The organism is Myxococcus vastator, from assembly GCF_010894475.1.
Taxonomy (GTDB): domain Bacteria; phylum Myxococcota; class Myxococcia; order Myxococcales; family Myxococcaceae; genus Myxococcus; species Myxococcus vastator.
Genome location: NZ_JAAIYB010000603.1, coordinates 1 through 3,943, shown reverse-complemented (window position 1 = coordinate 3,943; position 3,943 = coordinate 1). Strand labels below are relative to the sequence as shown.

The window sequence follows — 3,943 nt, the reverse complement described above, 5'->3', positions numbered from 1 at the left end:
GCCCACCGCCACCGCGAGGAACACCGCCGTGCCCGCCACCAGCCCCAGACGCAGCGGCCACCGGTCCGCCACCACCGGCGGCAGCCTGCCCGACACGCGCAGCACCACCGCCGCGCCCGCCAGCAGCGCCGCCGCCTGGAAGGCCCCGCCCGGCAGGCGGCTGCCCACCCACAGGAGGTACAGCGCCACCAGCACCGCCACCGGCACGCCCAGCCGCGCCAGCGCCGGCAGCACCGGGCCCGCGTCCACCGGCGCGTCCGCCGGGCCCGCGGGCCTCGCCGGCAGCACGGCCCAGGCGGCCAGCCCGGCCAGCCACAGCACCCCCACCTCCAGCAGCGTGTCGTAGGCGCGAAAGTTGAGCAGCACCGCGGTGACGGGGTTCTTCACGCCGCTGTCCGGCAGGCGCTCGCGCACAAGCTCCGGCAGCCGTGTGGGCGGCGCGGGCAGCGTCCACAGGACCCACAGCAGCAGCCCCCCCACGACGGCGCACGGCAGCGCCACCCAGGGCCTCCAGGCCAACGGGCGCTCCCGCGCGCGCCCCAGCCGGACCGCCGCGTCCAGCAGCAGCGCGCCGGTGAAGCCCGCGCTCAGCCCCGCCTCGGCCAGCGCCACGTCCACCGCGCCCAGCCGCACCCACGCCAGCGCCAGCAGCAGCCCGTAGGCGATGAACACCACGCAGGCCTGGAACACGTCCCGGGCGCAGACGGCCCGCCAGACCAGCAGCGGCAGCGCCAGCGCCAGCAGCGCGTCCAGCATCAGTCCCGCGTCCATGGCCGCTCCCGTCCGGACGCCCGCGCCGCGAAGCGCCCCACCAGTTGCCCCGACGCGGCGCTCGCCACCAGCGCCAGGACCCACACCACCAGCACCTTCAGCGCCGCGGCCACGGACTCCGCGCGCAGCAGCAACCCCAGCGCCACCAGGCCCAGCCCGGCCCCGTCCGCCTTGGACACCGCGTGCAGCCGGCACAGCACGTCCGGGAAGCGCAGCAGCCCCACCGTCCCCGCGGTGAAGAACAGCGCCCCCAGCACCACGAGCGCGGAGGAGAGGACGTCTCGCGTCAGCGCCATCATGGCCGCTCCTCGGGCGCGGCCGGTGGCCGGGTGATGAAGGTGGCGGTGGACACCACGGCCAGCACCACCAGCACCAGCGCCACGTCCCGCAGCGGCCCACGCTCCTCCGCCTCCGCCAGCAGCAGGAGGATGGCCACCCCCGTGGTGCCGAAGAGGTTGGCGGACACCATCCGGTCCGCCGCCGTGGGCCCGCGCAGCAGCCGCCACAGGCCCACCAGAACGTTGAGCAGCAGGACGACGGCCACGCCCAGGAAGAACGCGCTCATGGCCGCGGCCCTCCCACCGGCGCGACGCCGAAGATGGCGGCCACGCTCCGCTCCAGCGCGCGCAACTCCTCCAGCGCGGCCTCGCGCGCGGGCGCTCGCGCGTCCAGCAGGTGCAGCGTGAGGTGGCCCTCGTCCAGGTCCACCCCGAGCGTCCCCGGGATGAGGCTGCCGACGCTGGAGAGGAACACGCGCGAGGGCAGGCCTGGCAGCCGCACCGGCACGTCCAGGTACCCCGGCGACACCGGGGGCCCCGGCCGAAGCGCCCGAAGCGCCACGTCGACACTGCCGGTGAGCGCCCGCCGCGCGAAGCCCGGCAGGAAGCGCAGCAACGCCCACCACCGGACTCCCGTGGGGCCCGGTGGAGACAAGGCCAGGCTCGCCGCCAGCGCCAGCGGCACCGCCACCAGCCCCACCCACAGCCCCTCCGGATGGGCCTCCACGAGCACCGCCCACAGCACGGACAGCAGAATGCCCCGGACAGCGAGGGTCCACGCCCGGCGCGGGCCTCGGAAGCTGTGGGCTTGGGGAGAAGGCATGCGGTGGCACCCGTGGCGCCAATGAGTCGGCATCCCACGCCCCTCGCGGCCATCGTCCCGCGGGGCCGCCCGCTGTCGCGGTCCGTTCCCGCACACGCCCTGGCACGAGGCACGCGGGCGCAGCCCCCTCCGCGAGGGACGCTCCCCGCGCCAACCGCACCTTCAGTTCGTTGGCCTCAACCCGCCACGGCCGCGTGCCGGGCTGTCATGGCGCGGGACGGCCACCGAGGAACTCAGTGCCGGATTCGACGAACGCGATGGGATTCCCGAATGGATCGACCGCATAGAACAGCGTCTCGCCCCACGGCATGTGCTCGACGGGCGTCACCGCGGTAGCGCCAGCCGAAAGGCATCGCTCGCGGAGGGCTCCGAGGTCCCTGGTCGAGAAGTACACGTACTGGAACGGATGTGGGCGCCAGGTCTCGCCATGTTCGGCGGCATCGCCATCCTCACGTGGCGAGTAGCAGGCAAGCACGGCCCCGCCGGCGTCCGCAGCGGCGAAGTAGTGCCGGCCTGGGGAGACGCGCTCCCCTGGAAGGCCAAGCACCTGAGCGTAGAAGCGTGTTGCCTGCTCGATGTCGGCAACCGGGAGGATGATTCGAAAGAGCATCATCGGGGACTCCAGTCATTCATGGGTTCGACGGCTCATGGCCTTGGGAGGGCGCCAGTGCACCGCGTCTCGCCCCGCTTCGCCGTCCCACGGCCCCCCATGAGCAGCAGGAGGACGACGCACGAACGGTCCGAGATGAATGTCATCCGGAGAACTCCTGGTCGAAGAGGACCCCGCTGGTGGGCAGCGGCTTCAGCGGGCATGGTCGAATGCGACTGTCCCGGGGTCCAGGAGAATGACACGGCCTCGCGGCGCCGCCGGGTGCGGCGCGAACCTCAAAGCTTTCAAGACGCGGAAGTCCCGCGCCAGGCCATTGACCTGATGTGCGGGAGCGGGATAGCGCGCCCAGTCCCACTTCCGCTCAAAAGGAGCGCATCTTGGTCCGTCGACTTCTCCCCTCCCTCCTGCCGTTGCTGCTGCTGGCCTCCACGGCCGCGGCGCAGACCACCCCCACCGCCATCACCTTCGATGGCTATTGGAACGAGACGCCGTCGGTGGAGCTGATTCCCGTGGGCGGCGCGGTGGTCGTCAACTACGACACCAGCCGCCTGCCGCAGTGCCGGGGCACCACCTCATCGGGCGACCCGACCTGGACCATCACCGGCCACGTCCAGGTGAACCGCGGCCCGGTGGTGAGCTTCTGGGTGGCCGGCCACGCGCCGGACGGCAACCCCTCCCAGCGCACCCTGCATCTCCCCGCGGGGTTGAGCGGCGCCCTGGTGATGTGGTTCGACATCTCCAGCCAGGGCTGCCAGGCCTGGGACTCCAACTACGGGAGCAACTACCACTTCCCCATCGGCGCGCCGACCCTCTCCTTCAACGCGAACTGGGACGAGCCCGTGGCGGGCACGCTGCGCGCCGGCCAGGAGTTCATCGTCAACTACGACGTGGCCCGCCTGCCCGAGTGCCGCGCCACGTACAACGGCCCGGCCTGGGCGATTGTCGCGCAGTACCGCTTCGACAACGGCCCCATCCAGGAGACGGTCGTCACCGGCTCCGGCAGGTCCGTGCCGGCGGCCATCACCGCTCCGGCCGGCGCCCGCCACCTGGAGATGTGGTTTCGCAACACGGATCGCAGCTCCTGCGTGCGCTACGACAACAACTACGGCGCCAACTATCACTTCGCAGTGGAGTGAGCCGCAACGGCGTGGGTGGACGGGTTGACGACGCGGCCTGCCTCCGCCGCCTCGGCCGTTCGCTCGTAATCGGCGAAGGAGCCGAGCAATCCGTTGAGATTGCTCGGCTTCCTCTGGCGAGGAGTCCTCGCAAGTCCCACCTGTCACCCCAGGTCCCCTCCAGGCTTGGAGACATCTTGGAGACAGCGTCAGGGAGTAAGGGCCCGCTCAGGAATTAGTTAGCCGAATAGGGGAATAGCCAGAGGGGCCGAGCGCGTTGGCCGGGTATGGACGCGGAAAAGGCCGTGGCGGAGCGATACCAGGCACTTCGAGATGTCATGGATGA

General features: G+C 72.0%; 6 protein-coding genes. 1 reads left to right on the top strand and 5 read right to left on the bottom strand.

What is annotated here, in order from left to right; genetic code table 11:
- From G4D87_RS34705 to G4D87_RS34685, 5 genes are all read right to left on the bottom strand, one after another.
- On the bottom strand, positions 1–771 hold a 771-nt coding region (locus G4D87_RS34705), incomplete at its 3' end, for a hydrogenase subunit MbhD domain-containing protein (RefSeq protein ID WP_163786959.1).
- Positions 756–1,070, bottom strand: coding sequence for a cation:proton antiporter (locus G4D87_RS34700; protein ID WP_163786958.1), 315 nt, complete (start codon positions 1,068–1,070; stop codon positions 756–758). The genes G4D87_RS34700 and G4D87_RS34705, both read right to left, overlap by 16 nt.
- Positions 1,067–1,336: an MrpF/PhaF family protein gene (locus G4D87_RS34695; RefSeq protein ID WP_163786957.1), complete on the bottom strand. Its 270-nt coding sequence runs from the start codon at positions 1,334–1,336 to the stop codon at positions 1,067–1,069. Before G4D87_RS34695 ends, G4D87_RS34700 begins: the two co-directional genes overlap by 4 nt.
- Positions 1,333–1,872, bottom strand: a complete 540-nt coding sequence (locus tag G4D87_RS34690; protein WP_163786956.1) for a Na+/H+ antiporter subunit E — start codon at positions 1,870–1,872, stop codon at positions 1,333–1,335. Before G4D87_RS34690 ends, G4D87_RS34695 begins: the two co-directional genes overlap by 4 nt.
- Before the next feature lie 205 nt (positions 1,873–2,077).
- Positions 2,078–2,485 carry a VOC family protein gene (locus G4D87_RS34685; RefSeq protein ID WP_163786955.1) on the bottom strand — a complete coding sequence of 136 codons (408 nt, stop codon included), beginning with the start codon at positions 2,483–2,485 and terminating at the stop codon, positions 2,078–2,080.
- A 374-nt stretch (positions 2,486–2,859) separates the two neighbouring features.
- Between G4D87_RS34685 and G4D87_RS34680 the strand changes: the two genes are divergently transcribed.
- Positions 2,860–3,618 (top strand): DUF6209 family protein, encoded by a 759-nt coding sequence (locus G4D87_RS34680; RefSeq protein WP_163786954.1) that lies wholly within the window; start codon positions 2,860–2,862, stop codon positions 3,616–3,618.
- The last annotated feature ends 325 nt before the right edge of the window (positions 3,619–3,943 follow it).

Excerpts from the sequence above, each read along its gene's own strand:
- G4D87_RS34690 (WP_163786956.1), bottom strand. The coding sequence starts at position 1,872 with ATGCCTTCTCCCCAAGCCCACAGCTTCCGAGGCCCGCGCCGGGCGTGG.
- G4D87_RS34695 (WP_163786957.1), bottom strand. The coding sequence starts at position 1,336 with ATGAGCGCGTTCTTCCTGGGCGTGGCCGTCGTCCTGCTGCTCAACGTT.
- G4D87_RS34700 (WP_163786958.1), bottom strand. The coding sequence starts at position 1,070 with ATGATGGCGCTGACGCGAGACGTCCTCTCCTCCGCGCTCGTGGTGCTG.
- G4D87_RS34685 (WP_163786955.1), bottom strand. The coding sequence starts at position 2,485 with ATGATGCTCTTTCGAATCATCCTCCCGGTTGCCGACATCGAGCAGGCA.